The sequence below is a fragment of the Pseudomonas entomophila genome, from assembly GCF_023277925.1.
GTDB classification, from domain to species: domain Bacteria; phylum Pseudomonadota; class Gammaproteobacteria; order Pseudomonadales; family Pseudomonadaceae; genus Aquipseudomonas; species Aquipseudomonas entomophila_D.
In genome coordinates, this window is the sequence record NZ_CP063832.1 from 3447397 (window position 1) to 3471163 (window position 23767).

Here is a 23767-nt window from a genome sequence, read left to right on the forward strand (position 1 = left end):
CATAGCATTGACACCAACACCCGCGACGGCGGGCTTCGTTGATAAAAATCCCTAATAGATCGGAGTTCACTATGACCCTGTCCCTCGACAGCGGCTGGCGCATGCCCGCCGAATGGGCCCGCCACGCCGCCACCTGGATGATCTGGCCGCACAACCAAGCGCTATGGGAGTCGGGCTGGGGCGTGACCCTGGCCGACGTGCAGCGCGACTACGCCCGTGTCGCGGCCACCATCGCCCGCTTCGAGCCGGTGAACATGGTGGTCGACCCCTCGGCCATCGCCATTGCCCGTGAGCTGTGCGGGCCCGGTATCGAACTGATCGAGCTGGCCGTCGACGACAGCTGGTGCCGTGACAGCGGCCCAACCTTCCTGACCCACCCGCAACACGGCGTGGCCGGCCTGAGCTGGCGCTTCAACGCCTGGGGCGACAAGTCCGAGCACGGCAAGGACCGCAGCCTGGCCCGGCGCATCCTCGACCACCTGGGTTTCGAAGGCCTGAGCACCCCGCTGTGCAACGAAGGCGGCGCCATCCATGTGGACGGCGAAGGCACGCTGATCACCACCGAGTCGGTGCTGCTCAACCCCAACCGCAACCCGGGCCTGAGCAAGGCCGAGTTCGAGGACTGCTTCGCCCGCCTGCTGGGCATCCGCAAGACCATCTGGTTGCCGGGCGACCCGCAGTACGTCACCGGCGACATGACCGACGGCCACGTCGATGGCGTGTGCGCCTTCGCCCGCCCCGGCGTGCTGCTGGTGGACGCCACCCACGACCAGCAATCGGTGTATGCCGAAGTGGCCCGCGAGAACCGCCGCGCCCTTGAACTGGCCACCGACGCCCAAGGCCGCGCGTTCGAACTGCTCGACCTGTATGAAGCCAGCGCCGCCGTCGACCCGAACGCGGAAGTGTTCTGCGCCTCGTACACCAACTTCTACCTGGCCAACGACGCCGTGATCATGCCGGCCTACGGCATCGACGCCGACCAGGCCGCCGCGCAACAACTGGCCCTGGCCTTCCCCGGCCGCGAGATCGTCCCGGTGCGCATCGACCACATCGCCCACGGCGGCGGCGGCATCCACTGCATCACCCAGCAGCAGCCAGCCTGGCCGGGAGCGCGCCCATGAGCACCTTGCGCATCGCCACCACGCAGATGGCCTGCAGCTGGGACCTGGCCGCCAACCTCGAGCGCGCCGAGCAACTGGTGCGCCGGGCCGCCGCCCAGGGCGCCCAGGTGATCCTGCTGCAGGAGCTGTTCGCCACCCCGTACTTCTGCATCGAGCAATGCCACAGCCACCAGGCCCTGGCCCAGGACTACCACGACAGCCCGCTGCTCAAGCGCTTCGCTGCCCTGGCCAAGGAGCTGGGCGTGGTGTTGCCGCTGAGCTGGTACGAACGCGCCGGCAACGTCTTCTTCAACTCGCTGACCGTGGCCGACGCCGACGGCAGCCTGCTGGGCGTGTACCGCAAGACCCACATCCCCAACGCCATCGGTTATCAGGAGAAGGAGTACTTCAGCCCCGGCGACACCGGTTTCAAGGTCTGGGACACCGCCTTCGGCCGCCTGGGCATCGGCATCTGCTGGGACCAATGGTTCCCCGAGACCGCCCGCTGCCTGGCCCTGATGGGCGCCGAGGTGCTGCTGTTCCCCACCGCCATCGGCTCCGAGCCGGGTGCCACCGAGCTGGATTCGCGCGACCATTGGCAGATGGCCATGCGCGGCCACGCCGCCGCCAACCTGCTGCCAGTCGTCGCGGCCAACCGGGTCGGTCATGAAGTGGCGCGCACTGACGACACGCTGTCGATGCGCTTCTACGGCTCGTCGTTCATCTGCGACCACAAGGGCGCGCTGCTGCAAGAGGCCGACCGCGACAGCAGCGGCGTCTGGCTGCACGACCTGGACCTGGAACGCATGCGCGAGGACCGCCTGACCTGGGGCATCTACCGCGACCGCCGCCCCAGCCTGTACACGCCGTTGCTCACGCTGGACGGCCGCACCCCACAGACTGCGAGGGCCTGAACCATGCCAAGCCGTGCATCGAAACTGCTGGCCATCGCTGCCCTGGTGGCCTGCGCCGGCGTCGCCCAGGCCGAGCAGCAAGCCCTGCGCCTGTACAACTGGGCCGACTACTTTGCCGAGGACACCCTCAAGCGCTTCACCGCCGAAACCGGCATCCCGGTGATCTACGACGTCATGGACGGCAGCGAGGTGCTCGAGGCCAAGCTGATGTCCGGGCGCAGCGGCTACGACCTGGTGTTCCCCGGCGACACCGTGGCCGAACGGCTGATGCGCGCCGGCAGCCTGCAGGCCCTGGACCGCAAGCAGTTGACCGCCCTCGACGACATCGAGCCCGGCCTGCGCCAGCTGCACGACCGCTACCCCAAGGCCAGCCAGGCCACCGTGCCCTACACCTGGGGCACCATCGGCCTGACCATGGATGCGAAGAAGGTCCGCGAGCGCATGCCCGACGCCCCGCTGGACAGCCTCGACCTGCTGTTCAAGCCGGCGCTGGCGCAAAAGTTCGCCGACTGCGGCATCTCGATCATCGACTCGCCCGACGAGGTGCTGGCCGTGGTGCTTCACTACCTCGGCCGCGAACCGCGCAGCGCCAAGCGCGAGGACCTGGCCGCCGCCAGCGAGCTGCTCAAGGGCATCCGCCCCTACGTGCGCAAGCTGCAATCGCAGCCAGTCACCGAGCTGGTCAATGGCAACACCTGCCTGTCGCTGGGCTACAGCGGCGACGTGATCCAGGCCCAACGCACCGCCGAAGCCGCGGGCAAGGCCATCGACTTCCAGTACCGCGTACCCCGCGAAGGCACCACCATCTGGATGGACACCATGGCCATCCCCGCCGACGCCAAGCACCCGGAGTACGCCTATCGTTTCATCAATTTCGTCATGCGCCCGGAGAACATGGCGGCGATCAGCAACTTCACCGGCTACCCCACCGCCAGCGCCAAGGCCCGCCCCCTGGTGGACGCGCGCCTGCGCGACAACCCGGACATCTACCTCGACGATTCCACCTATACCCGCCTGATCCCGGGCAAGGACATCCCCCAGGCCGACATGCGTGCGCGCATGCGCGTCTGGACCCGCTTCAAGACCGCACAGGACTGACCCCATGCCAACACGCCGCACCTTCCTTCAACAACTGAGCGTCGTCGCCGGCCTCGGCGCCGCCGCCAGCTTCGGCCTGCCGTTCGGCAGCAACAGCGCCCGCGCCGCCGAGGCGGGCCGCTGGTTCATGCCCGACGAAGGCGAAAAGCACGCCCGCGCCTACATCGCCTTCGGCGCCCAGGACGCGATCTGGGAAGACTTCACCGAAGACGTCCAGGCCGCGCTCGGGCGCATCGCCCGCGCCATCGCCAAATACCAGCCGGTAACGGTGTTCTGCCGCGCCAGCGAACGCGACATCGCCGAGGAAGAGTGCGCCAGCCACAACATCACCTATGTCGAAACCGAACTGGACGACATCTGGATGCGCGACATCGGCGCCAACTTCGTGATCGACGACGATGGCGAGCTGGCGGCGCTGGACTTCAACTTCAACGGCTGGGGCGGCAAGCAGCAGCATCGCCAGGACGCCAAGCTCGCCGCCCGTGTCGCCAAGCTGGCCGGTGGCGGTTACCAGCGCAGCAAGCTGGTCGGCGAAGGCGGCGGCATCGAGGTGGACGGCCATGGCACCGGGATCATGACCGAGAGCAGCTGGATCAACGGCAACCGCAACCCCGGCTGGAGCAAGGCCCAGGTCGAGGAGGAACTGAAGGCGCGGCTGGGCCTGCGCAAGATCATCTGGCTGCCGGGCATCAAGGGCAAGGACATCACCGACGCCCACGTGGACTTCTACGCGCGCTTCGCGGCGCCCGGCGTGGTGGTGGCGAACCTGGACAACGACCCGGATTCCTATGATTACGCCGTGACCCGTAAACACCTGGAGATCCTGCAGAACGCCACCGATGCCGATGGACGCAAGCTGCAGATCCACACCCTGTCGCCGCCGTTGAAACCACGCAACAGCAAGTTCAGCAAGGGCAACCCGGACTTCGCAGCGGGGTATATCAACTACTTCGTGATCAATGGCGCGGTGATCGCGCCGCAGTTCGGCGACCGCAGTGCCGATGAAAAAGCCAAGGCCTTGCTCGAACGACTGTATCCGAAGCGGGACGTGGTGCAGTTGGACATTGATGCGATCGCGGCGGGAGGGGGCGGGATTCACTGCGTGACCAACCAGTGCCCGGCAGTGTGAATGCCAGGGGCTGCTGCGCAGCCCATTCGCCGGCAAGGCCGGCCCCTACCGGATTGCGCAGGCCTTGGCTGCGAGCAAGCTTAGTTGCCCCGCCAACACCACCCATTCATTTGAAATTCGGATCAATGGCAAAGAAAAACAAACTTCCCAAATAAGCGGCGCCCATGGATGCTGTGGCGATCACGCTCGTATACGGAGAACAACAATGAACGAAGTCGTCATCGTCGCCGCCACCCGCACTGCCATCGGCAGCTTCCAGGGGGCCCTGGCCAACGTGTCCGCCGTCGAGCTGGGCGCCGCCGTGATCCGCCAGCTGCTGGCCCAGACCCAGCTGGGCCCGGCCCAGGTCGACGAAGTGATCCTCGGCCAGGTGCTCACCGCCGGCGCCGGCCAGAACCCCGCCCGCCAGGCCGCCGTGAAGGCCGGCCTGCCCTTTGAGGTCCCGGCCCTGACCCTGAACAAGGTCTGCGGCTCGGGCCTCAAGGCCCTGCACCTGGCCGCCCAGGCCATCCGCTGCGGCGACGCCGAGGTGGTGATCGCCGGTGGCCAGGAGAGCATGAGCCTGGCGCCCTACGTGCTGCCGTCGGCCCGTACCGGCCAGCGCATGGGCCACGGCCAACTGATCGACAGCATGATCACCGACGGCCTGTGGGACGCCTTCAACGACTACCACATGGGCATCACCGCCGAGAACCTGGTGGAGCAGTACGGCCTCACCCGCGAGCAGCAGGACGCCTTCGCCGCCGAGTCGCAGCGCAAGGCCGTGGCCGCCATCGAGGCCGGGCGCTTCAAGGACGAGATCACCCCAATCCACATCCCGCAGAAGAAAGGCGAGCCGCTGGTGTTCGACACCGACGAGCAACCCCGCCCCGGCACCAGCGCCGAATCCCTCGGCAAACTACGCGCCGCCTTCAAGAAAGACGGCAGCGTCACCGCCGGCAATGCCTCCAGCCTCAACGACGGCGCCGCCGCGGTGCTGCTGATGAGCGCCGATAAAGCCAAGGCCCTGGGCCTGCCGGTACTGGCCAAGGTCGCCGCCTACGCCAGCGCCGGCGTGGACCCGGCGATCATGGGCATCGGCCCGGTGTCGGCGACCCAGCGCTGCCTGGACAAGGCCGGCTGGCAGCTGGGCGAGCTGGACCTGATCGAAGCCAACGAAGCCTTCGCCGCCCAGGCGCTGGCCGTGGGCAAAGGGCTTGAGTGGGACGCCGCGAAGGTCAACGTCAACGGCGGCGCGATCGCCCTGGGCCACCCCATCGGCGCCTCGGGCTGCCGGGTGCTGGTGACCTTGCTGCACGAGATGATCAAGCGTGATGCCAAGAAAGGGCTGGCGACCCTGTGCATCGGCGGCGGCCAGGGCGTGGCGCTGGCGATCGAGCGCGGCTGATCCGGTTCGCCGGCGCCTGCACGCTGGACTGCCCGCAAAAGCTTGGACAGCCATCCAACCCTTGGGGCAGCCCACGATACCTGTAGGAGCCGGCTGTGCCGGCGAATGGGCCGCCCGCAGCGCCACCCGCCGTCAGAGCCTGTCAGAAGCGCTCATCCCGCAGCGCAGGCAGGGTGATGTCACGCACGTAGCTGGCCGCCGACAGGCTCAGCATCATCCGGCACACCTGCACCACATCATGCAGCGGGATCAACGAACCCTCGCCCCGCTGCGCGGCCTGCGCCAGCGGCACGTCCAGCCCGTCCTCGGTGTTCAGGTAGCCAAGGTTCAGGCAGCTCACGCCAAGGCCCTGGTCGCGGAAACCTTCGCGCAGTGTCTCGGCGATGCCGCGCAGGCCGAACTTGCTGGCACCGAAGGTGACTTCAGGCCGACCACTGCCTGGCAGGCCCGACGTGGAGCCGGTGAGGATGATCCGTGGCCGCTCGCTCTCGAGCAGCACCGGCAGCAGGCGCTTGATCAACAGCAGCGGCGCGGTGATGTTGGTGTCGACCATGCGCTCGATCTGCCCCTCGTCGTCGTCGAGGAAGCTGTAGCCTTCCTCGAAGGCCCGTTCTTCCCAGATCCCGACGTTGTACACCAGCACGTCCAGCCCGCCTTCAGCCACCGCCTCATGGATGACCGTCGCCGCCTGGCGCGGCTGGCTGAGGTCGGCCTCGATCCAGTGCACCGCGCCCGGCAACGACATCGGCCGGGTGCGCGACACGCCAATCAGCGTATCGCCTGCATCACCCAGGCCTTCGACCAGTGCCTTACCCAATCCCTTGCTCGCACCTACCACTAGAATTCGCATTCGAATCACTCCCTATGGACTGCGCCAGATAGTACCCTGCCCCGCCTAGCAATTCAGTCGGAAAAACCAGGCCACTCGTGGACAGAGATCAACTCGAACGCAATCAGATCCCCCTGTACTTCATTGCCGTGGCGCTCGCCGCCGCCATCGGCCTGCTGGCGCCGGGCGTTGCCCAACCGCTGGAGGCGCTGGTGACCCCGGCCATCGCCGTACTGATGTACGCGATGTTCCTGCAGATACCCTTCCTCGACCTGCGCGCGGGCTTGGGCAACCGGCGCTTCATGGGCGCGTTGCTGCTGGCCAATTTCGTGCTGGTGCCGCTGCTGGTCTGGATCGCCACCCGTGGCCTGGCCGGGCACCCCGCCGTGCTGCTCGGCGCGCTGCTGGTGCTGCTGACGCCGTGCATCGACTACGTGGTGGTGTTCACCCATATCGGCAAGGGCGACGCGCGCCTGACCCTCGCCGCCACGCCGGTGCTGTTACTGGCGCAACTGGCGCTGCTGCCGTTGTACCTGGCACTGATGCTCGGTGGCACCAGCAGCGTGGGCATCTCGGTGGCGCCCTTCGTCGAGGCCTTCGTGCTGCTGATCGTGCTGCCGCTGTTGCTGGCGGTCGCCACCAGTGCCGGCGCGCGGCGCTCGGCGCTGGTCGGCAAATGGAACGACAGCTGGGCCTGGCTGCCGGTGCCGGCCATGGCGCTGGTGCTGATCGCGGTGATCGGTTCGCAGATCGGCGTGGTGGCCAGCCGGCTGGGCGACCTGCTGCCGGTGGTGCCGGTGTATGTCGGCTTCGCGCTGCTGGCGCCGGTGCTTGGGTTGCTCGCGGCGCGGCTGTTCAAGTTGTCCACAGGCGAGGCCCGGGCGGTGACCTTCAGTGCCGCCACGCGCAACTCGCTGGTGGTGCTGCCGCTGGCGTTGGCGTTGCCTGAGTCGGTCCGCGCATTGGCGGCGGCGGCGGTGATCACCCAGACGCTGGTGGAGTTGGTGAGTGAGTTGGTCTATGTGCGGGTCGTGCCGGCGTTGGTGCGTGCCCCCTCGCAGGCCAACTGCAAACGCCATTGGCCGTAATGGCTGAAGCGCACACGGGCCAGGGGTGGCACGTCGATGCGATGAAACGACTCGAAAGGCGCGCCCAGCGCATGCAGCATCGCGGCGCGGATGACGAAGGGGTGCGTGACAGCGACCCATTCCCCCTCGCCCAGCGCGCTGTCCATCCAAACGGCGACACGCTGGCACAGGGCGGCAATCGACTCACCGCCATGGGGCGTGGCATGCGGGTCGGCCAGCCACGCCTGCAAGTCGTGCTCGCCCAGTTGCTTGAGCGCCTGGCCCTTCCAGGCCCCCAGGTCGCAATCGCGCAGGCCCTCATCGATGGTCGCGGCCAGGTGCTCGATCGTCTCGCGGGCGCGCAGCTCTGGCGCGGTAAGGCAACGGGCGGTTGTGGCCAGTTCGATGGAAGCAGATGCAGGTTCGTCGTCAAGGGCGAAGCGGCCCACCCGTTGTGCCTCGGTTCGGGCGTGACAGATCAGGGTGAGATGCACAGGCTTCATCGAGGGCTTCCGGGCAGGTGGTCGGGCCACTGTAGATGAAGTATCCAGCGGGGAGAACAGTTCGCCGGCAAGCCGGCTCCTACAGGTAGTGCACCTGCTCGCAGGAGCCCGCTTGCCGGCGAGGCCTCAGACCGTGGCGCGCAGTTCGCGGGCCGCCGCCACCATGTTCACCAACGCCGCTTCGGTCTCCGGCCAGCCACGGGTCTTCAGCCCGCAATCCGGGTTGACCCACAACCGCTCGGCCGGAATACGCCGGGCCGCCTTGCGCAGCAGCTTGACCATCTCTTCCTTCGCCGGCACCCGCGGCGAGTGGATGTCATACACGCCCGGGCCAATCTCGTTCGGGTAGTCGAACCGCTCGAACGCGTCCAGCAGCTCCATGTCCGAACGCGAGGTCTCGATGGTGATCACATCGGCATCCATCGCCGCGATCGACTCGATCACGTCGTTGAACTCGCTGTAGCACATGTGGGTGTGGATCTGCGTTTCGTCACGCACGCCCGAGGCACACAGGCGGAACGCCTCGGTCGCCCATTCCAGGTAGCGCGGCCAGGCACTGCGGCGCAGCGGCAGGCCCTCGCGGAAGGCCGCCTCGTCGATCTGCACGATCTTGATGCCCGCCGCCTCCAGGTCCAGCACTTCGTCACGGATCGCCAGCGCCAGCTGGCGGGCCTGCACCTCGCGGGTCACGTCCTCGCGGGGGAACGACCACATCAGCATGGTCACCGGGCCTGTCAGCATGCCCTTCATCACCTTGCGAGTCAGGCCTTGGGCGTACTTGATCCACGCCACGGTCATGGCCTTCGGGCGGCTCAGGTCACCGAAGATCACCGCCGGCTTCACGCAGCGCGAACCGTAGCTCTGCACCCAGCCGAAGCGGGTGAACACATAACCGTCCAGTTGCTCGGCGAAGTACTCGACCATGTCGTTGCGCTCGGCCTCGCCGTGCACCAGCACATCCAGGCCCAGGTTCTCCTGGATCTGCACCGCGTGGCGGATCTCGCTGTGCATGGCCTCGACATAGTCCGCTTCGGTCAGCTTGCCCTGCTTGAACGACTGACGCGCCAGGCGGATCGCCGAAGTCTGCGGGAACGAACCGATCGTGGTGGTCGGAAACGCCGGCAGACCCAGGCCGGCGCGTTGCTTGGCGATGCGCTGCTCGAAGGCGGACACACGCTGGCTGTCGGCGGGCTTGATCGCCGCGACACGGGCCTGCACCGCTGGCTTGTGAATGCGTGGCGAGGTGGCGCGGCTGTGTTGCACGGCGCGGCTCTGCTGCAGTGCGGTTGCCACATCGGCAGCCTCGGGCTGGTTGATGGCCTTGGCCAGCAGCGCCACTTCCTGGCACTTCTGCACGGCAAAGGCCAGCCAGCTCTTCAGTTCGTCATCGAGCTTGTCTTCACGCTCCAGGTCCACCGGGCTGTGCAGCAGCGAGCACGACGGCGCCACCCACAGGCGCTCGCCCAGCCGCTCGTGGGCATGGCGCAGCACGTCCAGTGCCTTTTCCAGGTCGCAGCGCCAGACGTTGCGGCCGTTGACCACGCCCAGCGACAGCACCTTGTAGGCCGGCAGGCGGTCGAGGATGGTCGGGTATTGGTCCGGGGCACGCACCAGGTCGATGTGCAGGCCATCGACCGGCAGGTTGGCGGCCAGGCCGAGGTTGTCTTCCAGGCCGCCGAAGTAGGTGGCGATCAGTTTTTTCAGCGGTGCGCGCTGGAGAATGTTGTAGACCCGCTCGTAGGCGTTCTTCCAGTCCTGGGGCAGGTCGAGGGCGAGGATCGGCTCGTCGATCTGCACCCACTCCACACCCTGGGCGGCCAGGCGGTTGAGGATCTGGTCGTACAGCGGCAGCAGGCGGTCGAGCAGCTCCAGCTTGTCGAAGTCGGCGCCCTTGGTCTTGCCCAGCCACAGGTAGGTCAGTGGGCCGATCACCACCGGCTTGACCGCGTGGCCCAGGGCCTTGGCTTCCTCGACCTCTTCGAACAGCTGTTCCCAGCTCAGGGCGAATGGCTGGTCGGCGGTGAACTCGGGGACCAGGTAGTGGTAGTTGGTGTCGAACCACTTGGTCATTTCCTGGGCGTGGGCGCCACCGCAGCAGCTGTCACTCACGCCCCGGGCCATGGCAAACAAGGTGTGCAGGGTCGGCTTGGCAGCGTCCTTGCTACGGAAGCGCTCCGGGATCACACCGAACGTCAGCGAGTGGGTGAGCACCTGGTCGTACCAGGCGAAATCGCCCACCGGCAGCAGCTCGATGCCAGCAGCCTTTTGCGCCTGCCAGTGCGCGGCGCGCAAGCCACGGCCCACGGCACGCAGGCCGGCTTCGTCCAGCTCGCCCTTCCAGAAGGCCTCCTGGGCTTTCTTCAGCTCACGGTCGCGGCCGATGCGCGGAAACCCCAGGTTGTGTGCCAGTGCCATGTTGTCGTCCCTCGATCCTTAAAAGTGAATGAGGGCATTCTGGGCGCGGCGGTAAGGTGAGACAAACTCATAAAATTTGAGATGAACTCAAGATTTGTTCATGATCGATGCTCCCTGTAGGAGCGGCTTCAGCCGCGATCACCCGCGAAGCGGGTACCAGACACCGCGTCGTCTGTATCGCGGCTAAAGCCGCTCCTACAAGAGCCTTATGAATGTCTCAAACAACACACTCCCCTGCGCAATCAGACATGCCCCGCCGGCCAACCTGCTGCACACTGCCACCCTGCCCCAACCCGGTAGCCCGCACCCCATGAGCCTGCTGAAAACGACCCTGGACGCCAACGCCTTCGCCTGCATCCTGGAATTCGTCCCCAAGCCCGGCGCCGAGCGTTTCGCCACCCTCGAAACCCTCATGGCCCGCACCCGGCTGTGCGGCTGGCCATTGACCGTGGCCATCGGCGACCGCGTCGCCAGTGCCCTGGATCTGTCGCCGCTGGACGCCTTCACCAGCCTGGCGAACCCCGTCCCCGCCCTGCTGCACTTCTCCGGCAAGGACCGCGAACGCCGCGACCTGCTCACCCAGCTGCAACGCATGGACGCCGCCGGCCTCGACCAGCTCCTGCTGCTCACCGGCGACCGCCTGCCCGGCCACATCCCGGGCGAACGCCCCGTGCGCTACCTCGAATCCGTGGCCGCCTTGCAGATCGTTCGCCAGGCCCGCCCCCACTGGCTACTGGCCGCCGCGCTCAACCCGTTCAAGTACCAAGAAGCCGAAGGCGGCGCGCAGTACTGCAAAGCGGAAAAGAAACTCGCCGCCGGCGCCGACCTGTTCATCCTGCAACTCGGTTTCGACATCGACAAACACCAGGAAGCCTTCGACTGGATGCAGCGCCAGGCCCGGCCAAAACCGCTGATGGCCTGCATCATGGCGCTCACCGAGGGCCGCGCCGGGATGCTCGACCATGTCGCCGGGGTGACCGTCACCCCCTCGATGCGCGCACTGCTGGCCGCCGAAACGGCCGTGTCCAAGGCCTACGCCAGGGAACGCGCCAACCATCGCCTGGCCTTGCAGGTGATCGGCCTGAAATTGATGGGCTATGCCGGCGTGCACCTGTCCGGCATCCATGAGGTGGCGCAGTTCGAAGCGCTGGAACAGGCCATCGACGCGCTGCAACCGCAGTTCACCTCACTGCAGGGCTGGACCCAGGCCTGGGAAGCGGCCTGGCAGGCACCTGGCCTGATGCCGGTCACCTTCCACCCACCTGGGCATGCCTGGCGCCTTGGGCAGCGACAGATCAACGCCTCAAACAAGGAAAAGGCCCGCTATCACCTGCTTTCGGCGATGCACCATCAGCTGTTCAGCCGCACCACCACCTTGAGCAAGGCCTTCGGTTGGGCCGTGACCCGGCCGCTGTGGGCCAACCCCACGGCGGCGCACTGGCTGCATCAACTGGAGCGGCGCATCAAACGCCCGATGGTGGGCTGCGATACCTGCGGCAGTTGTCGGCTGGAAGATACGCTCTACATCTGCCCCGAGACCTGCCCCAAAGGGCTGGCGAACGGCCCCTGCGGCGGCACCAGCCTGGACCGTTGCGAGTTTGGTGACCGGGAGTGCGTGCACAGTGCCAAGTATCGGCTGGCGGTGAGTGTGGGCCGGACCGATGTACTGACCGAGCGCCTGATCCCCTGTGTACAAGTGCAGCACCGGCAGCGCAGTTCGTGGCCCGTATGGTTCGACACGACGATCACCCCCGCCCCCCAGGTGAACGCCACGCCCGAACTCACCGAATAAGCCGGCACGCTAGATCTTCAGGGACAGCCACATGGCCGCTTCGAAGACACTCTTGTCAGGGTGCTTGGTGCAATAGTCCACGGTGAACGCCTTGATCTCGGGAGGCTCCGGCAGGGCCTGCAACGGTATTTTCAGGTCGAGGTTGCGCTGCATGTTGACGCCGCTCAGGAAGCCCTGGAGCCACAGGATCGTGGCCAGGCTGGTGGTCTTGTCCTGGGTCTGTGCGTTCAGGAAGCGCTCGCAAGAGATCGCGCCTGCCCCGGCGATGGCGTGTTCTTCAGCCTGAACGGCACTGCCAGCACAGACCATGGCCAGGGTGAAGCCCAGGCAGATGTTCCTTTTCATATTCGCTTCCAAAGATTCGCGCCCATGGCTTCAGTGCCTGGATGCACCGGCCATGCAGGGGCATGCGCGGGGCGCGCATCCTGCCATGCCGTAAAAATAATGTCTTATTGCCATCATGCTTGCCGAGCACTGGCCGATACAACCAGTCTCCAACTCACCAAGGATTATCCGATGCGTTACGTGCAGGGATATGCAGTGCTCTTGTTGTGCCTGATCTTCACCGGCTGCGCCAATGTCCAGCCCCCGGTGGAGCTTGACCAGCAGTTCTGGAACGAAAAAGACCAGGTGATCGGCGTGGCCATGACCCCCGTCACCCCGCCCAAGCTGATGCTGACCGGCAACCAGGGGATCCTCGACCTGGCGATCAACACCGGGGTCAACAGCAAGCTCAGCGAGCATGTGAGCACCTGGGACCTGGCCGACGTCAACACCCTGCCCGACGCCATCATCGCCAAGCTCGAAGCCAAGGGTTACAAGACCAAGCGCATCGAAGAACGCATCGACCTGAGCAAGTACAAGGAAACCAAGTTCAAGGAAGGCTACATGGAGCGTGACATCAGCGCCCTGAAGGCCACCTATGGCATCGACCGCCTGCTGCTGGTGGCCATCGACAGCACCGGCGCCACCCGCAGCTACTACAGCGTGGTGCCCACCAGCGCGCCGATCCCGCTGGTCGCCGGCCGCGGCATCCTGGTGGACGTGCAGGACAGCCGCCTGCGCTGGTTCAAACCCTTCGTGGTCACCCAGCCGGCCCAGGGCGAGTGGGACCAACCCACCTACAGCAACCTGTCCAACGCCTTCTACCAGGCGGTCGACAGCAGCCGCCAGGTAATCGTCACGCCGTTCTCGCAATGAAACGCGGGCTGCTGCTGACCCTGCTGCTGGCGGGCTGCGCCCAGCAGGCACCGCGCCCGGCCGACATCCATGACCCGACGGCGCTGCGCTACCTGAACGAGCACGGTGCTCGGTTGGAGCTGCAGGTGCCGTCGGCGGGTTGGATCGACGCCAGCCTGATGATCGACGCCCAGGCCGCCGCGAAAGCGCGCGAGACCAACCAGTCCCTGGCCCACAGCGCCACCACCGGCGGCGGCGCCATCGGCTTGCTGCTGGCCAGCGCAATCAACACCCAGGTCGGCGAAGCCGCCTTGCAGCGCGAAGCCGAACGCGATGCCAAGCAGGCGGCGCAGACCATGGCGGTGGTGCTGGCCGAGCATCCCTACAACGGCAAGCTCCAGCAGCGCTACGGCGAGGCGGCCGGCAATGCCGGGCTGCGGCCCTCCACGGGCGGAGTCAGCGCCAGCCTGCGCATTGCCCCGCAAGTGGTGGTAAGCCCCGATCGCGGCAGCTTCGTGCTGGTCAGCCAGGTGGAATTGCAGGACATCGCCGGCAGCCTGCTGTACCGCACGCGGATCGAAGTGCAGAGCCTGTCGGTGCGCCGTTGCGGCGAGCAGTGCATCGACGACGGTGGAATGGATGCACAGAAGGTCGATACGCTGCTGGGCATCTGCATCGATGAGTCGATGCGGATGCTCGCGCAAGACCTGAACCGGGACCCGTCGGCCCAGCGGGGCAAGGCAGAGACAGTGCGCTACCTGCTCGACGGGCGGCGGATGGTGGAGCGTGGGCAGTTGTTGCCGGCGTCGGGGGAATACACCCGCTACCGCAACCTGGACGGTGCGCTCAAGGCTGTGCCGGTGGTGTTGGTCAAGGCGGCGGAGTGAGGCCATTGGGCCGTGCAGTGCCTGGCCGAGTGTGGGCGACTGCCTGCCTTCGACGGCACCACGGCCAGCCGCAAACCCACTTGTTGGAATACCGCTGCACAACGCGTACAACGCATGCCAACCTGGCCACGCGCCGTTTTTGTGAAGATAAGGAAGTCCGATGAAGAAGTTGCTCGCCACTTCGATGCTGATGCTGCTGTCTGCCTGTGTCACCGTGCCTAAAGGTGACCCCATGGTGGATGCCCAGATGAAGCGCTTCGAGACCGTTCCAGGCATGACACGGGTCTACATCTATCGAAATGAAACAATGGGCGCGGGCGCGAAGTACGACGTGCTGATCGACGGACGCATGATCGGTGCGACGGCGGCCCACACCTACCTGGTGGCGGAAGTGCCGCCTGGGCCGCACTCCATTGCTTCCGACGCCGGCACCTTGAGGGTGATCAAGGTCGAGGCCGAGCCGGGCAAGAACCTGTTCATCTGGCAGGAGATGAAAATGGGCTTTGGCGCCGCCGATGCCAAGTTGCACGTGGTTCCCGAGGCGGTAGGCCGCAAAGGTGTGCTGGGGACGAAGTTGGTGGGCGGGCTGTGAGCATTTTGCGCGGCAGGAACGGCTAAGGAAGCGGTCCGGCGCGTGCGGGGATCGCCTGGCTTGCGGAGCTAAGCTGCCACATGGAGGTGGTATGCGAGCATGGGTTGACACGCCCGTCGGCAATCGCGTCGGCCCTCTTGCTCAATTGCCGGCCCTGCCTCATTGTACAGACCACTGTCATTACAAAGAGGTTGCAAGCATGGCGTCCATCAATGTGCGTATCGACGACGACCTCAAGGTGCGCGCCTACCGTGAGCTGGAAAAGCTGGGCGTAACCCCTTCCGAACTGATGCGCCAGGCACTGCAATATGTTGCTGAGCGAGGACAGTTGCCATTCAAACCCGTGTTGCTGACCGAAGAGGACGAAGCATTGCTCGCCACGGTACGCGAGCGCTTGGCCGCGCCGCAGAGGGTGAAGGTAACGCTGGATGACCTATAGCCTCGAATTCGATGCACGCGCACTCAAGGAATAGCAGAAGCTCGGCGATACCCTCCGCCAACAGCTCAAGAAGAAGCTGGCAACGGTGTTGATCAATCCGAGGGTCGAGGCGAATCGGCTGCACGGTTTCCCCGACTGCTACAAGATCAAGCTGCGTAGCAGTGGATATCGATTGGTCTATCAAGTCATCGATCATGAAGTCGTGGTGTTCGTGGTTGCCGTGGATAAACGAGAGCGGGATCAGGTTTACCGTAAGGCGGCCGAACGCCTGACCGAGTAGCTTCAGGCTGACTCAGCGACATCCAGAGGCACGAACACCTCATGCCCTCGCCATTCGCCCATCTGTCCGGAAACAACCAACAGCCGATTCCCGGTCCCTGAGGCAGCCGCGACACACCGCCCCTGCTCGTCCCAGAACGCGCTGCGCCCAGCGGCCGCCCAGCCGCCCGTGGTACCGCCATGGTTAGCCATGAACACCGCCATCCCATGCCGCTGTGCATAACCCTGCAACAACGCGCTATCAGCCGGATAACCCGTCTCCCCGATCAGCACGCCGGTCGCATACACCTGCGCGCCACGCTGCGCCGCCTGGGCGGCATGCTCGGGATGGCTGAAATCAGCACACACCGACAAGGCCACGGACAGCCCGGCGACGGATAACAACTCGCCGCCGCTCCCGGCACTGAAGAACACGTCCTCACCGGTATGCAGATGCTGCTTGGTATAGACCGCAATCGAGCCATCCGGGAGGAGGATGCAGGCCGCAATTCGAGGCTTGTCCTGACCCGGCACCTTGAGCGGCATCCCAACCACCGTGGTCATGCCCGCTGCCTGGGCGAACTGGCGCAGGGGCGCCAGCAGCGGCGTATCCAGGTTCTGCGCCAGGCCACTGGACACGGCGGGGGCGTAGCCCGTGAGGGACAGTTCGGGGAAGAGCAACAGGTCCACGCCTTGCTCATGGGCCTGGCGCATGAACGCCAGGTGCAAGGCCAGGTTGGCGGGGATATCGCCATCACGAATGGCGCATTGGGCGGCGGCGAAAACGGCTGGTGGCATGGGCGTCTCCTGACAAGGTAGGCAGACTCTGCTTGACCGTTATCCAGAAGACAACATCGCCATCAACGATACGAGGGCCATGGAGGCCTTTGCATGGGAGCGGGCTTGCCCCGCGATTGGGCCACAGGGCGCCCCAGCATCCAGCCGGACGTGAGTCCACTCTTCACATAACGTATACCCAGGCAACGCTATGATGCTCTCCTGCACGCAATGAGCCTGACAAGGCGGCCCCATCATGAATCTGAGTGTTCTCTACGCGCTGGTTGCAGCGGCGCTATTCGGCGCAAGCACACCGCTCGCCAAACTGTTGGGTGTCGATACCCCGCCCATCCTGCTGGCCGGGCTGCTCTACCTGGGCAGTGGCATCGGCCTGACCCTCGTCCGTCTGGTACGCGATCGCGGCTGGCAGCGGCCTGGGCTGCCTGCCGGAGAATGGCCCTGGTTGCTGGGTGCCATCTTCTTCGGCGGCGTGCTTGCCCCTGTGGCGCTGATGTTCGGGCTCACTCGCACAGCGGGGGCCACTGCGTCGCTGATGCTCAACCTTGAGTCGGTCCTGACGGCAGTGCTGGCATGGGTGGTGTTCAAGGAAAACGCCGACCGCTGGATCGTGATCGGCATGGTCGCCATCGTCCTGGGCGGTATCGTGCTGTCATGGCCGCAGGAGACCGCGACCGCCCATGACTGGACCGGGCCGCTGGCGGTGGCGTTCGCCTGCCTTTGCTGGGCGATCGACAACAACCTGACCCGCAAGGTCTCCGCCTCGGATGCGCTGTTCATCGCTGGCAGCAAAGGCCTGGCGGCGGGCGTGGTCAATGGCGGCCTGGCCTTGGCCATCGGCTCGCAATTGCCGGCCCTGGGCACGTTGGGGTCGATCCTGCTGGTTGGGTTTCTTGGGTATGGCGTCAGCCTGGTGCTGTTCGTCCTGGCGCTTCGCGGGTTGGGGAGCGCGCGAACCGGGGCGTACTTTTCCACGGCACCGTTCCTGGGGGCTGCGGTCGCGATCCTGATGCTGGGTGAGTCGGTGTCCGTGATGTTCCTGCTCGCTGCGGCGTTGATGGCCTTGGGTGTGTGGATTCACCTGATGGAGAATCATGTTCACGAACATCAGCATGAGGCCCTTGATCACAGCCACCGGCATACGCACGATGAGCACCATCAGCATGAGCACGACTTCGAGTGGGACGGTACCGAGCCGCACAGCCACCCGCATATGCATGCGCCGCTTCGCCATAGCCATGCGCATTTTCCGGATGTTCATCATCGGCATAGGCACTGAGCCAGTCAGGGTAAGGGGACTGGTTTTTCTCATCCGTCAGCGGTAGAGAAATTCGTCCCCTTTTTCGTTCGACGAATCGCCACCTGTTAACCATTTTTTTGACTTGTTAACTGCTCAGGTTTACAGCACAAAAAATCACTTAACACCACACATCCTCGACATGGCCAAATCACACAAGGAAACCAAGCGTTACCTTGGGTCAGTCCTTGGTATGTCCACTCAGAGCAGCTACATCCAGTAACTCCAGTTTGCGCGCCTGGTGGAACTGATAGACCGTCATGCCCAGCAGCTCCGCCGCCTTGGACTCGCCGACAATCCCCTCCCCCAGCGCGCGGTAGACCAGTTGCTGGAACAGCCGCGTGGTTTCCGGGCGGTACGCAGCCCCCGGCTCCTGCTTGCGCCAGCCCTGTTTGACGAACACCATGAACAGCCGCTCACGCACGGCGTGCGGGATGATCTCCAGGTCGCCAGCGCGATACAGGCAACCCTGCATGCTGAGGCCAAATTCCGCCTTGAGCAGATACAACTCGCGCACCTCCAGCATGTGGCGTTTCACGCCCAGATGCTGCCGCATGGCACTGGCCGGCACCAGCAATGCCGAGGCAAAACGGATACAGGCCTTTTCCTCGTCCAGCCCTTCGGCCAACCGACCGTGCATCAGCAAGTGACCAAGTTCGTGGGCCAAGGTGAAGCGTTGTCGGTCACCCGGCCAGTCCGCCGACACCACGATGACCGGCTGCCCCGCCACACTGGCTTGCAAGCCATCGAACTTCGCCTGCGCATCGACCTGGGTGATGATCACCAGAATCCCGTGCGTCTCCAGCACGTCGATCAAATCGGGAATCGGGCTCGACCCCAGGCCCCACAGCTGCCGCACCTGATCCGCCAGGTTGTCGACCGCCTGCAGCGAGTCCAACTGTGCGGGCAGCCCTGCCGGCGCGCTGAATGCCTGTACTGGATAGTTCGGCCATAGATTGATCAGTTCCTGCCAACGCTCCGCCTGATCCAGCACATCGGCCTCGATGCGCTTGAGGATCGCCTTGGGCGTGCTGCAACGCTTGCGATACTCGACACCCGCCAGCTCAACCTTGGCAGGGCGGAAAAAGTACTCGGCGCGCACCGACAGTGCCTTGCACAGACGCACGAGCACGCCGGAACTGGGCATGCTCTGGTCATGCTCATACTTCTTGATCATGTTGGCGCTCACGCCCACCTGATCACCTAGCGCCTGCATCGACAGGCCAGCAGCAGCGCGGGCACGTTTGAGCCGCTCGCCGATCATCGGCTGTCTCCCTCGGTTTACGATTCCATAAAATTCCAAAGAAATATAAACCCGATACGCTTACCCGTCGAGACATGGGCGACGACCGTCCCACCGTGTCCAGCTCGCATCGCGCAACCGGCCGCTGATTCATATGCATCACCAAAGCCTGTATAAAGCGCCAGCAACCTGCGCCCCCGACGTCTGCCAAAGGAAACCCGCCATGCTTCGGCCCTTGCTGCCAGCCCTGCTCCTGCTGCTTGCCGGCTGCGCCACCAAGCCCCCGGCCAACCCCGACAACCTCTGCGAGATCTTCCGCGAGAAGCCGAAATGGCACGAGGCGGCGTTGAAGGTGCAGGCGCGCTGGGGTGCGCCGGTGCAGGTGCCGATGGCGATGATGTACCAGGAGTCCTCGTTCAAGCACGACGCCCTGCCGCCGCGCTACTACTTCCTCGGCTTCATCCCCTGGGGCCGGGTGAGCAGCGCCTACGGCTACGCCCAGGCCAAGGACGAAACCTGGGCCGACTACAAGCGCGATGCCGGCGGCTGGGGCGCCGCCCGCGACGACTTCGCCGACGCGCTCGACTTCATGGGCTGGTACATGCAGAAGAGCCAGCAGGTGAATGGCGTGTCCAAGTGGGACGCCTATGGCCAGTACCTGAATTACCACGAAGGCTGGGGCGGCTACCGCAACCGCAGCTACGACGCCAAGCCGTGGCTGAAGAACGTGTCGCAGAAGGTTCAGGCGCGGGCTTCGGTGTTTGGGGCGCAGTACCGGAGTTGCGAGCAGGAACTGTCGCGGGGCGGGTGGTTCTGGTAGGGCCGTCTAGCGGCGCGTTGCCGGCCAGGCACGTTCTCGAAAGCCGCGACGGATCACGTGGTGCCTGATCAGGGCACGCCACACAATAGGGCCGCAAAGCGGCCCCGATGATGCGCGGCATCAGTCGCTAGAAACACCCTCTTCTTTCATCGCCTCCAGCTTGCCGAACTGCTCGCTGGCCAAGCGGCTGATGATCCGGATCGCCTGGTGAATGCCCGCCGTGTTGCGAAAGCTCAGCTGCGGGTTGTGCTCGCACTCCAGCACCTCGTCATGCTGGACCAGCGCCTCGCCGAGCAGTTCGAGGGTCCAGACGTAGCTTTGGAGGGTAGACAGGCGTTCGTGGTCAGGCATGGGACACCTCCCGATTGGCGCAGGTGGCAAGGGACTGGCTATCGATCGGGTAGAAGGTTGGGGATGGGGTAACCGCAAGGGTTGGGCGGCGGAGAGCGGATGCGAGGATCCTGCTCAGAATGCGAATAAGCATGCATGAGACTCCAAGTTTGAGATTGGAGCTACCACGATCCTTCCTACGGGATTGGGTGGCAGCTGTGCGTGGGGTAGGAATACCGGGAAACTTGGAACCCGGCCAGGCCGAAGCCTGCCCACGCACAGCCGCCATGACATCGCAGCAGACGCAAAAAAGGCGCCAGCCGTTGTGATGGGGCGCCTAGTGCGTGCGCCAAGTTTACCAGCAGGTTCCTACACCTGGCCGCAGGTTTTACTGCGACTTGGAGAATCTATCTCTACGGCGGATCGGTTCGCAACGGTTACGACTGAAGGAAACTTCCGAAAACGTCGAGAGATAGTTCTTCTAGGAGGATCGCCTCCCATAGGAAAGGCATGTCTATGCCCAAAGCCAACGGCCAAGAGCCCTATGCGTGGCTGCGCCACGCACTGGAACGCCTGCCGCAGGTGTCCTCAGTTGAGGCTTACGACGCCCTTCTGCCGTTGAACTGCGTGCCCCACGTGCATCGCTGACGCACCACCCCGACTTTTAAAAGGTGGGGTTTATGGAGCGCTTGCGATCCATCTCGATCAGGAACAACTCCTTGCGGGTTTGCTTGCGCTTACCGGCGTACTCGACGTCGGTGAAGTTCATCTGCTTCATCCGAAAACTCGGGCAACGGGGTCGGCGTATTTCACCAGATTTGGGAAGTCTTTTTCAGGATTTCCTTATGTCTAGGGAACTATGGGCGATTCATTCTAAGGTCATGATGATGAGCTGCTGGTGCTCCAGCAGTTGCCTCAAAGCCTCGCCGCTCCTGGCTGCGAAAGCTTGGGTGGAGTCGGATCTGCAGGCATACCTGAGCGCACCCAATAAACGGGAGGTGGGACAATTTCCCTATTTTTGAGTTTTCCAAGGACTTCAACTATGAAAAAACTGACAAACTTTGTATTTCCGTTAGTACTCACCTTGGGGGCAGTAGTCTCTAGTCCGGCCTCTGCTGATTGCGCACATAAACGTGCTGCCATTGAATATCAGATCCTGCAAGCGGAGAAGTACGGAAATACCCACCGCGTGGCAGGACTGGAAAGGGCACTGAGTAGAACAAACGCCTATTGTGTTGACCACAGCTATGTCAGTCAGATCACGAGCGTGGAGAAGAGAGTAGTGAAACTCGAAAGCAAACTGCACGATCAACAGGACGACGTACGAGAAGCCCAGACCAAACTGCGCGAAGCTCAAGCCACGGGCAACCCCAGAAAGATTGCCAAGGCTCGAAGGAAATTGCAGGAAAAACAGGATGACTTGAATGAAATAGCGACCGTACTGCGAGAGGCACAAGCGATTCCGGGTGATAGTTGAGGGGTTGGTATCTGAAGTCACACACTGAGTTTGTAAAACACTATCATCAGGAAGTCGTAACCGACGGGCTAGTGCACCTTAAGAACGATACATCGGAAGAAGTCAAAGGGGACAGATTTATTCTCTCGCGCTTTCACCTCTTGGCTTACCAGAGAAATAAATCCATTCCCTTTTCCTTCCATGATGCGTGGCATCATTCGCTAGAAACACCCTCTTCTTTCATCGCCTCCAGCTTGCCGAACTGCTCGCTGGCCAACCGGCTGATGATCCGGATCGCCTGATGAATGCCCGCCGTGTTGCGGAAGCTCAGCTGCGGGTTGTGCTCGCACTCCAGCACTTCGTCATGCTGGACCAGCGCCTCGCCGAGCAGTTCGAGGGTCCAGACGTAGCTTTGGAGGGTAGACAGGCGTTCGTGGTCAAGCACGGGGCACCTCCCGGTTGGCGTGGGTGGCGAGGGATTGGCTGTCAATTGGGTAGAAGGTTTGGGACGGGGTGGCCGCGGGGGTTGGGCGGCGGAGAGCGGATGCGAGGATCCTCAGGATCTTGGTGGTCATGCATGAGTTCCTTTCGTTGTGGAACTGCCACCGCTCGCGGCCAAGCAAGTTTAGGTGGCAGCAGTACGCGGGTTGGCCGACCGGGACGAAAGGGGCCCGGCACACCCGAAGGTGTCCCGCGCACCACCGCCATGACGCAACATCGCGGGCACAAAAAAGCGCCTGCGATGGAGACTGGGCGCTGTTGCGCCTTTCGATTCCGACCGGCCAAGGTCGCGTCGCCGATGCTTCGGCGACGGGGGGAATTTATTCCTTAGGGCCTGCTTATGCAAGCTTAGGATGGTTAGGAAAAGGCGATGGATGATGCGGGAAACTGCCTACAACACAAGGGCGCTTAGATTAGCCTCCTCAGCAGGCCGGTCCGGCGCAGATGAACGAGGCTTGATCAAGGTCTACGAAGAACGGTGCGGAGACAGGAATCGAATATAGCACCAGAAGGCCACGGATTATAAGGAAATGGCGATTCGAAATCACTTAACGTATCCCTAAATAGAAATCTGCCTAGGCCGCCCCGAGGAAGACTGGGATGCACTAAAAAATCCGGGGCTGAGGCCTGTTTTGGGTGCTAGGGACACTCGGTAACGGTTGTTGGCTCCAGTTGCGGACTCTCTGCCAGGCGATTGCACGACTTGCTGGCGCTCGGTCGTAGCCGTTCTTTAGTGATGGGTTGCTCTGACTCTACTTTTGATTGCGGAGTTTAAGTGGGCTCTATACCAGATCATAGGGATGGAGCTTGCCCATTACCCTGCTGACTCCAACATGCCAGCTACCTTGTTGACTTGAATAGTTTGGTGGTCTTTGTCAAATGAGTCAGGATCCATGATCCAACTATCAATTTTTTCGCAATCAAAAATTGGTCTACCCCCAAGAAATACTTGACCACTTTCTTTATTGGGCCAATAAATTGCGGTCTGCCTAGAGTTCATATGCTGCGCCACTGCAACTAGTTGCGGCGCCCCGCCAATACTATCAGCCAAGCCGGCCCCTCTAAGGCAATCCCTTAATACTTCAAATGGCTCCATGTGGAAGGCTTGCTTGAAAGTACTTTCTTTCGATACAGCTTCATGGCCATATCTTTGTTTAAGCAACTCTAAAAGTTTTTTGTAGGCTGTTCGATCCCAATCCCCGGAAAAAAGAACTTTCCCAAAATTGCCGATACCCTTGAAGCATGGACGATACAAAAATTTGTTTTCTCCCTTACTGAAGGATATTTTGTCAATATAAAACTCTTTGTGAAACCAAGAGTATCCTCCCAGCAAAAAGCCTGTATCAGGTTTTTCAAAGCCTTTCACGTAAGCACTAAATTGTGAATACATTCCATTCATTATATTTAGGATATGACTTCTTAGATGCACGTAATCTACAACACCGTCTGCTAGCGGGCGAAAAGAGCTAATTGACTCACTTATCTGATGAAGTATGGGATAGGCAAAGTATGTATCTCCAGAGAAGGCCAGAATGCTATCACCCCTAGGAAGTTGAACTATTTTCGGGCAGCAATCTAATGACCCTCCACCACTCAGCCTACTGTCAGAAGCAAAAACAAGTTCCTGAGCACCTTGTGCTGTTGTCCTTACCCACCCAACTACTAAAGTCACATTCCTTCCTTTTCTATAGACCCACTACAAATAAATTTCTTCTACGTACCACTTCCCGCCAAGG

At 63.3% G+C, this 23767-nt stretch carries 23 protein-coding genes and 2 pseudogenes; 16 read left to right on the forward strand and 9 right to left on the reverse strand.

Annotation, left to right across the window (positions count from 1 at the left end; all coding sequences use genetic code 11):
- Window positions 1-71 precede the first annotated feature (71 nt).
- From IM733_RS15190 to IM733_RS15210, 5 genes are all read left to right on the forward strand, one after another.
- Window positions 72-1121, forward strand: coding sequence for an agmatine deiminase family protein (locus tag IM733_RS15190; RefSeq protein ID WP_248917424.1), 1050 nt, complete (start codon window positions 72-74; stop codon window positions 1119-1121).
- Entirely contained in the window at window positions 1118-2014 is an 897-nt protein-coding gene (gene aguB, locus IM733_RS15195; protein WP_248917425.1) for an N-carbamoylputrescine amidase, read from the forward strand. The genes IM733_RS15190 and aguB overlap by 4 nt, the downstream gene beginning before the upstream one ends.
- A gap of 3 nt (window positions 2015-2017) precedes the next feature.
- A complete protein-coding gene (locus tag IM733_RS15200; RefSeq protein ID WP_248917426.1) occupies window positions 2018-3112 on the forward strand; it encodes an extracellular solute-binding protein in 1095 nt (364 codons plus the stop codon).
- 4 nt (window positions 3113-3116) lie between these two features.
- Window positions 3117-4241, forward strand: a complete 1125-nt coding sequence (locus IM733_RS15205) for an agmatine deiminase family protein (RefSeq protein ID WP_248917427.1) — start codon at window positions 3117-3119, stop codon at window positions 4239-4241.
- 205 nt (window positions 4242-4446) lie between these two features.
- The gene (locus tag IM733_RS15210) at window positions 4447-5628 is read left to right on the forward strand and encodes an acetyl-CoA C-acetyltransferase (RefSeq protein WP_248917428.1); all 1182 of its coding nucleotides are present in this window, start codon (window positions 4447-4449) and stop codon (window positions 5626-5628) included.
- A gap of 142 nt (window positions 5629-5770) precedes the next feature.
- On the opposite strand, the gene IM733_RS15215 is transcribed toward IM733_RS15210, so the two are convergent.
- On the reverse strand, window positions 5771-6478 hold the full coding sequence (locus IM733_RS15215; RefSeq protein WP_248917429.1) for an SDR family oxidoreductase: 708 nt from the start codon (window positions 6476-6478) through the stop codon (window positions 5771-5773).
- 77 nt (window positions 6479-6555) lie between these two features.
- Between IM733_RS15215 and IM733_RS15220 the strand changes: the two genes are divergently transcribed.
- The gene (locus IM733_RS15220) at window positions 6556-7545 is read left to right on the forward strand and encodes an arsenic resistance protein (protein WP_248917430.1); all 990 of its coding nucleotides are present in this window, start codon (window positions 6556-6558) and stop codon (window positions 7543-7545) included.
- Here the strand turns inward: IM733_RS15220 and IM733_RS15225 are convergent.
- Both IM733_RS15225 and metE read right to left on the reverse strand, forming a co-directional pair.
- Complete coding sequence (locus IM733_RS15225) at window positions 7476-8027, reverse strand: histidine phosphatase family protein (RefSeq protein WP_248917431.1); 552 nt, start codon at window positions 8025-8027, stop codon at window positions 7476-7478. The genes IM733_RS15220 and IM733_RS15225 overlap by 70 nt on opposite strands.
- Window positions 8028-8153: 126 nt before the next feature.
- A complete protein-coding gene (gene metE / locus IM733_RS15230; RefSeq protein ID WP_248917432.1) occupies window positions 8154-10442 on the reverse strand; it encodes a 5-methyltetrahydropteroyltriglutamate--homocysteine S-methyltransferase in 2289 nt (762 codons plus the stop codon).
- Between the two features lie 310 nt (window positions 10443-10752).
- Here metE and IM733_RS15235 point away from each other — a divergent pair, with 310 nt between their 5' ends.
- Window positions 10753-12234 carry a methylenetetrahydrofolate reductase C-terminal domain-containing protein gene (locus tag IM733_RS15235; RefSeq protein ID WP_248917433.1) on the forward strand — a complete coding sequence of 494 codons (1482 nt, stop codon included), beginning with the start codon at window positions 10753-10755 and terminating at the stop codon, window positions 12232-12234.
- 9 nt (window positions 12235-12243) lie between these two features.
- On the opposite strand, the gene IM733_RS15240 is transcribed toward IM733_RS15235, so the two are convergent.
- Entirely contained in the window at window positions 12244-12579 is a 336-nt protein-coding gene (locus IM733_RS15240) for an HdeA/HdeB family chaperone (RefSeq protein ID WP_248917434.1), read from the reverse strand.
- Between the two features lie 171 nt (window positions 12580-12750).
- Between IM733_RS15240 and IM733_RS15245 the strand changes: the two genes are divergently transcribed.
- The 5 genes and pseudogenes from IM733_RS15245 (at window position 12751) to IM733_RS15265 (ending at window position 15611) form a co-directional block, all read left to right on the forward strand.
- Window positions 12751-13434 carry a hypothetical protein gene (locus IM733_RS15245; protein ID WP_248917435.1) on the forward strand — a complete coding sequence of 228 codons (684 nt, stop codon included), beginning with the start codon at window positions 12751-12753 and terminating at the stop codon, window positions 13432-13434.
- Window positions 13431-14300: a hypothetical protein gene (locus IM733_RS15250; protein WP_248917436.1), complete on the forward strand. Its 870-nt coding sequence runs from the start codon at window positions 13431-13433 to the stop codon at window positions 14298-14300. The genes IM733_RS15245 and IM733_RS15250 overlap by 4 nt, the downstream gene beginning before the upstream one ends.
- 160 nt (window positions 14301-14460) lie before the next feature.
- Entirely contained in the window at window positions 14461-14892 is a 432-nt protein-coding gene (locus tag IM733_RS15255; protein ID WP_248917437.1) for a DUF2846 domain-containing protein, read from the forward strand.
- Window positions 14893-15091: 199 nt separating this feature from the next.
- The gene (locus IM733_RS15260) at window positions 15092-15331 is read left to right on the forward strand and encodes a type II toxin-antitoxin system RelB/DinJ family antitoxin (RefSeq protein ID WP_011535684.1); all 240 of its coding nucleotides are present in this window, start codon (window positions 15092-15094) and stop codon (window positions 15329-15331) included.
- A pseudogene (locus tag IM733_RS15265) lies at window positions 15321-15611 on the forward strand (type II toxin-antitoxin system RelE family toxin). The gene IM733_RS15260 and the pseudogene IM733_RS15265 overlap by 11 nt, the downstream one beginning before the upstream one ends.
- A 2-nt stretch (window positions 15612-15613) precedes the next feature.
- Here the strand turns inward: IM733_RS15265 and IM733_RS15270 are convergent.
- On the reverse strand, window positions 15614-16387 hold the full coding sequence (locus IM733_RS15270) for a carbon-nitrogen hydrolase family protein (RefSeq protein ID WP_248917438.1): 774 nt from the start codon (window positions 16385-16387) through the stop codon (window positions 15614-15616).
- 235 nt (window positions 16388-16622) lie between these two features.
- Here IM733_RS15270 and IM733_RS15275 point away from each other — a divergent pair, with 235 nt between their 5' ends.
- Window positions 16623-17663, forward strand: a complete 1041-nt coding sequence (locus IM733_RS15275) for a DMT family transporter (protein WP_248917439.1) — start codon at window positions 16623-16625, stop codon at window positions 17661-17663.
- 199 nt (window positions 17664-17862) lie between these two features.
- Here the strand turns inward: IM733_RS15275 and IM733_RS15280 are convergent, their stop codons facing one another.
- The gene (locus tag IM733_RS15280; protein WP_248917440.1) at window positions 17863-18945 is read right to left on the reverse strand and encodes a helix-turn-helix domain-containing protein; all 1083 of its coding nucleotides are present in this window, start codon (window positions 18943-18945) and stop codon (window positions 17863-17865) included.
- Window positions 18946-19147: 202 nt separating this feature from the next.
- Here IM733_RS15280 and IM733_RS15285 point away from each other — a divergent pair, with 202 nt between their 5' ends.
- The gene (locus IM733_RS15285; protein WP_283107476.1) at window positions 19148-19744 is read left to right on the forward strand and encodes a hypothetical protein; all 597 of its coding nucleotides are present in this window, start codon (window positions 19148-19150) and stop codon (window positions 19742-19744) included.
- A 120-nt stretch (window positions 19745-19864) separates the two neighbouring features.
- On the opposite strand, the gene IM733_RS15290 is transcribed toward IM733_RS15285, so the two are convergent.
- Window positions 19865-20095 carry a hypothetical protein gene (locus IM733_RS15290; RefSeq protein ID WP_248917441.1) on the reverse strand — a complete coding sequence of 77 codons (231 nt, stop codon included), beginning with the start codon at window positions 20093-20095 and terminating at the stop codon, window positions 19865-19867.
- A 501-nt stretch (window positions 20096-20596) separates the two neighbouring features.
- On the opposite strand from IM733_RS15290, the pseudogene IM733_RS15295 reads away from it, so the two are divergent.
- Together IM733_RS15295 and IM733_RS15300 are read left to right on the forward strand one after the other, a co-directional pair.
- A pseudogene (locus tag IM733_RS15295) lies at window positions 20597-20722 on the forward strand (transposase domain-containing protein); the annotation flags it as partial.
- 394 nt (window positions 20723-21116) lie between these two features.
- On the forward strand, window positions 21117-21551 hold the full coding sequence (locus IM733_RS15300; protein ID WP_248917442.1) for a DUF1090 domain-containing protein: 435 nt from the start codon (window positions 21117-21119) through the stop codon (window positions 21549-21551).
- A gap of 193 nt (window positions 21552-21744) precedes the next feature.
- Here IM733_RS15300 and IM733_RS15305 read toward each other — a convergent pair whose 3' ends face one another.
- Together IM733_RS15305 and IM733_RS15310 are read right to left on the reverse strand one after the other, a co-directional pair.
- Window positions 21745-21975, reverse strand: a complete 231-nt coding sequence (locus IM733_RS15305; RefSeq protein WP_248917443.1) for a hypothetical protein — start codon at window positions 21973-21975, stop codon at window positions 21745-21747.
- An 870-nt stretch (window positions 21976-22845) separates the two neighbouring features.
- Window positions 22846-23703 carry a hypothetical protein gene (locus IM733_RS15310; RefSeq protein ID WP_248917444.1) on the reverse strand — a complete coding sequence of 286 codons (858 nt, stop codon included), beginning with the start codon at window positions 23701-23703 and terminating at the stop codon, window positions 22846-22848.
- Window positions 23704-23767: the final 64 nt, after the last annotated feature.

Excerpts from the sequence above, each read along its gene's own strand:
- IM733_RS15255 (WP_248917437.1), top strand. The coding sequence starts at position 14,461 with ATGAAGAAGTTGCTCGCCACTTCGATGCTGATGCTGCTGTCTGCCTGT.
- IM733_RS15275 (WP_248917439.1), top strand. The coding sequence starts at position 16,623 with ATGAATCTGAGTGTTCTCTACGCGCTGGTTGCAGCGGCGCTATTCGGC.
- IM733_RS15215 (WP_248917429.1), bottom strand. The coding sequence starts at position 6,478 with ATGCGAATTCTAGTGGTAGGTGCGAGCAAGGGATTGGGTAAGGCACTG.
- IM733_RS15290 (WP_248917441.1), bottom strand. The coding sequence starts at position 20,095 with ATGCCTGACCACGAACGCCTGTCTACCCTCCAAAGCTACGTCTGGACC.
- IM733_RS15300 (WP_248917442.1), top strand. The coding sequence starts at position 21,117 with ATGAAAAAACTGACAAACTTTGTATTTCCGTTAGTACTCACCTTGGGG.
- IM733_RS15225 (WP_248917431.1), bottom strand. The coding sequence starts at position 8,027 with ATGAAGCCTGTGCATCTCACCCTGATCTGTCACGCCCGAACCGAGGCA.
- IM733_RS15240 (WP_248917434.1), bottom strand. The coding sequence starts at position 12,579 with ATGAAAAGGAACATCTGCCTGGGCTTCACCCTGGCCATGGTCTGTGCT.
- IM733_RS15190 (WP_248917424.1), top strand. The coding sequence starts at position 72 with ATGACCCTGTCCCTCGACAGCGGCTGGCGCATGCCCGCCGAATGGGCC.
- IM733_RS15270 (WP_248917438.1), bottom strand. The coding sequence starts at position 16,387 with ATGCCACCAGCCGTTTTCGCCGCCGCCCAATGCGCCATTCGTGATGGC.
- IM733_RS15285 (WP_283107476.1), top strand. The coding sequence starts at position 19,148 with ATGCTTCGGCCCTTGCTGCCAGCCCTGCTCCTGCTGCTTGCCGGCTGC.
- IM733_RS15245 (WP_248917435.1), top strand. The coding sequence starts at position 12,751 with ATGCGTTACGTGCAGGGATATGCAGTGCTCTTGTTGTGCCTGATCTTC.
- IM733_RS15200 (WP_248917426.1), top strand. The coding sequence starts at position 2,018 with ATGCCAAGCCGTGCATCGAAACTGCTGGCCATCGCTGCCCTGGTGGCC.
- IM733_RS15235 (WP_248917433.1), top strand. The coding sequence starts at position 10,753 with ATGAGCCTGCTGAAAACGACCCTGGACGCCAACGCCTTCGCCTGCATC.
- metE (WP_248917432.1), bottom strand. The coding sequence starts at position 10,442 with ATGGCACTGGCACACAACCTGGGGTTTCCGCGCATCGGCCGCGACCGT.
- IM733_RS15210 (WP_248917428.1), top strand. The coding sequence starts at position 4,447 with ATGAACGAAGTCGTCATCGTCGCCGCCACCCGCACTGCCATCGGCAGC.
- IM733_RS15260 (WP_011535684.1), top strand. The coding sequence starts at position 15,092 with ATGGCGTCCATCAATGTGCGTATCGACGACGACCTCAAGGTGCGCGCC.
- IM733_RS15280 (WP_248917440.1), bottom strand. The coding sequence starts at position 18,945 with ATGATCGGCGAGCGGCTCAAACGTGCCCGCGCTGCTGCTGGCCTGTCG.
- aguB (WP_248917425.1), top strand. The coding sequence starts at position 1,118 with ATGAGCACCTTGCGCATCGCCACCACGCAGATGGCCTGCAGCTGGGAC.
- IM733_RS15205 (WP_248917427.1), top strand. The coding sequence starts at position 3,117 with ATGCCAACACGCCGCACCTTCCTTCAACAACTGAGCGTCGTCGCCGGC.
- IM733_RS15250 (WP_248917436.1), top strand. The coding sequence starts at position 13,431 with ATGAAACGCGGGCTGCTGCTGACCCTGCTGCTGGCGGGCTGCGCCCAG.